Genomic DNA, 3958 nt, shown 5'->3' with positions numbered 1-3958 from the left:
GTAGCTCTCGCTGATGTCCTGTATCTCGACCAGATGGCCTGGCAGCAGCAGGCCGGGGGCATCGCCCTGCTGGGTGAGCCAGGTTTCGAGGCTGAGGCTTTCCCAGTTGCCGCCGGGGGCCAGTTCGTTGCGGGCGCGCTCATAGCCGACGGTGCTGTGGGTAATGAGTGGGTCCACGATCTGGGGGCTGAGGATGTCGCCTGCGGTGCCGTCGCGGGTGAGCATGACGATCACGCCGCCAGTCGGGCCACCCGCCACGAATGTGCGGTTGTATTTCGGTAAGGATCGGAATTCAGAGCCTGCGGTTTTGATCAGCTCTGCCGGCAGGATGGCGTCCAGCTGGGTGCCGACATTGGCCCACAGGTGCGGGCTGACCGGGTAGCGCGGTTTGATGTGCAGCTGCTGGATGCTGGGGTCTGTCTGCACGGTGGCGCCGGCGGCCTCGGCGATGCTCTTGATCACGGCAACGGCGTCTTTGCTCTGGTAGCTAAAAGCGCCTGCCGGGATCGTCCAGTCGGGGATCTGCCAGTTGAGCGCCCAACCGGTGTTTGCCAGTTCCTGCTCGGCCAGCTGGCGGGCGCTGTAAGTGGCATCAATGGCCTTGCTGCGCAACGGCGCGTAGGGGTCGGACAGGTAGGCACTGAGGCTGCGGCCCTTGATGGTATAGCCGCTCTGGCCGAACTGGCGACTGGTGCCGTAGCTTTCCACAATACCCTTGAACAGGTGGCCGTTGATCTGGCAGGCGATCTCGCGGGGTCCGTTGCTGTCGGGCTTGAGCAGTGCCAGGTCCGGCGCCCGGGCCAGGGTGGCGCTGAAGCGCCAGCCCCACGAATCGCTGTCCGTGGTCCAACTGACGTTGAGCGCTTCGATTTCTGCGCCGTCCGGGGTGCGGTATAGCGTGATGCTGGGCATGAAGATGTAAACCTCTTTTATCGTCGGTACCGGGGGCGGCGTGGCGGGTTCGTCCGGGTCTGTATTCCAGCCGGGGCCGGTAACGTAATCGGGCAACGGGCGTTCCCAGCTGCCGGTGCCCCAGGGCACGGTGCGGCTTGCCTGTACTGCTGGCGGGGTATCGTGGGCGATGCTGATGCCGGGATCGGTTGGCCGGATCGGCTGGTTGGCATAGGGCGACGGGGCGCCCCAGCTGAAACTGACAGCGTTATAATCCGGGGCGGTGTAAGCACCGGCATCAAAACTGAAATCAACTGCCGAGCCTTGCGGCGGCCAGTAATCGCGGGTATCCCAAACCTGCTTGCTGCCCCAGAGTTCAGTGCGCTGGTGCGGGTAGCCGCTGTTGCGATCGACGGCGGGGGGATATATCCACCGCTGCCCTGAGCCCTGATCCAGGTGCCGGCCGAACAACGCCCAGGCCTGCATACGATCCGACTGCTTGGCGGGCGGGTGGCTGTAATCCAGCGAAGGGATGGCGCCTGGATGGACGGCAAAAGCATTCCATGGCACTGCGGCCAAAGCCGGCTTGGCGGGGATTACGCCAAAGGGCATGGCCGGGGTCGCATCTATCCGATCGGCATCCTGCCAGGCAACGCCCTTGGCGGGCTGCTTGGGCGGGGCGTTAATGAAGCCAAGCACTAGACCAGAGTCGACCACTGCCGCCCTGCCCCACTTCGCTGCCTGGCCTGCATCGCTGGAGTTGAGCACCGCACGCGGAATCGGCACGCCCCAATCCACCACCAGCGCTGATGCCGGGGACACCGTAGTCGCGCTGATGCTCGCCACGGCACCGCGCACCAGTTGAACCTGGGATACCGGGGATGCGGTAACGCCATAGAGCTGCAGGCGGCGCTCGTTACTGAACTCGACATTGATCAGCGCCTGGGGGCTGGTCGTGGTCGCAGACAACCCCAGCGCAGCGCCGTGGGCCAGCTGCAGCTGCGCCTGCGGGCTCGTCGTGGTGGCGCTGATCGTGGCGCTGGGTACTTGACCATGCAGGATGCTGATCAGACCCGTGGGTGCAGCGGTGGTGGCGTTTACACTCAGTTCAACCGCATCACCGGCAAACGCAAAATCGACTGCATCCCCTGCCGGCGCGGTATAGCCGCTTGGCAGGTCAAAATCGACGACGTTGCCTGTTGGCGGTGTGTAGCTCACTTAGGCGGCTTCGAGAATGGCAGCGCTGGTCGCCCGCAGCGGGCCACCGGCCACTATATCGACGGTGTTCAGCTCGACAAAGGCACCACTGCCGAGGCCACCGCAATCGCCATCAATCACGAAGTTGCCGTCGCCATCCAGGGCGCGAGCCCAAGTCGCGGTGCCGCTGGCGTCAGCTTCGTCGTCATCGGTGATGGCGGCGAAGGTCAGCAGGCCATCGGTGACGGTGCCGCAGGGCTTACTAAAGATCATGGTGCCCAGCAGCACAGGGATCAGGCCCATATCCTGCCAAACGATATCGTTATCAGCCACGGTGGTGCCATTGGTGGGCCAGGTGGGCGCGCTGGCGGCGCTGGTGCCGGTGTTGTCGGCGCGGTAGTAGTGGCCTGATGCGGTGACGTAATCGCCGGCTGTATAGGCGGTGCTGGTTGCGTAGGGCGAGATAGCTGACACATCGCGGCCTTTATCTGGCTGACCACCGGAGTAAATAGGCAGAGTGCCGGCCGTTGCTGCGGCATCAATGGCGTTGATGATTTGCTGGGCGCGATTGGTGCGCAGGGTGTCGGAAAATAGCATGGTCATTACGTAACCTTCAATGCTGGACTAATAGGGCCGTGCACCAGCGGACGATAGCCAGCGCTCGGTATGCTCATCGCATAAACCGGATCAGCGGTGCTTAGCGCCTTTTGGTATGCGCCTGCAGCGTCCGAGCTAATGATATCGACCAGGGCGCCTGTCGTGGCGTCGTATAGTCGTATTTCAGTGGCAAATGGGGCGCCATCCTGAGTGACGGTGCCAGAAATCTGATAGGGCCGAGGCTCTTCAAGCACTTGAGCCCGTTCGCTTTCCGTCAGCGGACGGCGCCAAAATCGCGTTACATCCTGACCACCCGCCATGTTGTAGGTCGCGCTAGCATGGGATACTCGCCCGAAGCTTAGCGGCCGCGTTGTATTGCCGCTGCCCAGGGCGCCTATGGGGGCACTGCCCACCAGCTGCTGGCCATCAACAAACGCCGTCACAGCGGCACCATCACCACTCAGTTCGTAAAGGTGATAATCAGTATCATCCGGTATCGCGTTATTTATCGACAAGGAGGCGACAGCCACTCCAGAGGTGCCTTTGACTATCGCGAATAACAACGCTCGATTGGCGCCGGAGGCAGAACGATCATCAGCCAATAGCCCAAAACCCTTGTCGGCCGTACTGACCGGTGTATTACCAAGCATCGCTTGCAAGGTGCCACCATTTGAATTATTGAACTTTACCCATGTTGCGATGTGAAACATACCCGTGGTATGGACGAACGCCAGGGCAGCCTCAGAATCGGATTGAAACGCCACATAGTCATTGCCATCGTATATAAGGGCATCACCCTGCAAGCCCGCTGCCGTCGTCGCGCCGGATATTGTGCCAGCGGCTAGCGTACCGGACTGGTCCACCAATGAACTGTCACTGATGCCATCCATTGTGGCCATCAGCGCCAGATCGGGATGGGCTGGGTCCAAAATTGAAACCGTCATCAGTCAGCATCCCCCCGGATCTGCAGCTTGAACAAATCATCTTCCTGCGTCGGCGTACCACTGAGCGTTGTCCTGGCGATCCAGATGGGCGCGTGGGCCGCATCGGTGTTGAACCGCAGCACGTTGTTACTGGCCCAGCCTGAGCCCCAGCCGGCGGCATACAGGGTGAAGTAAGGCTCCCCTGTCACCGGATTGATGGGAGCCAGATCCGCGCCTGTGCTGCCTTTCGCTCTCTGCCCCACTACTTCGCCCACACCGTTAAACTACGATGCGCTGGTTCATATCAGCGCCCCGCCCTCACGGTTGGCGTTATTGTTTTCGTTCTTCGG

At 61.8% G+C, this 3958-nt stretch carries 4 protein-coding genes; all 4 read right to left on the bottom strand.

The genetic code is table 11. The features are described from left to right. On the bottom strand, positions 1 to 2109 hold a 2109-nt coding region (locus MPRO_RS02065; RefSeq protein ID WP_067286367.1), incomplete at its 3' end, for a hypothetical protein. Further along, positions 2110 to 2691, bottom strand: coding sequence for a hypothetical protein (locus MPRO_RS02060; protein ID WP_067286365.1), 582 nt, complete (start codon positions 2689 to 2691; stop codon positions 2110 to 2112). Beyond that, positions 2691 to 3629 (bottom strand): LamG-like jellyroll fold domain-containing protein, encoded by a 939-nt coding sequence (locus MPRO_RS02055; RefSeq protein WP_067286363.1) that lies wholly within the window; start codon positions 3627 to 3629, stop codon positions 2691 to 2693. Before MPRO_RS02055 ends, MPRO_RS02060 begins: the two co-directional genes overlap by 1 nt. Further along, positions 3629 to 3871 (bottom strand): hypothetical protein, encoded by a 243-nt coding sequence (locus MPRO_RS02050; protein ID WP_067286362.1) that lies wholly within the window; start codon positions 3869 to 3871, stop codon positions 3629 to 3631. Before MPRO_RS02050 ends, MPRO_RS02055 begins: the two co-directional genes overlap by 1 nt. Positions 3872 to 3958 lie beyond the last annotated feature (87 nt).

Source organism: Marinobacterium profundum (assembly GCF_001528745.1).
GTDB lineage: Bacteria > Pseudomonadota > Gammaproteobacteria > Pseudomonadales > Balneatricaceae > Marinobacterium_A > Marinobacterium_A profundum.
Note: the sequence above shows the minus strand (reverse complement) of the source record. Positions and strands in the feature narration are given on the sequence as shown.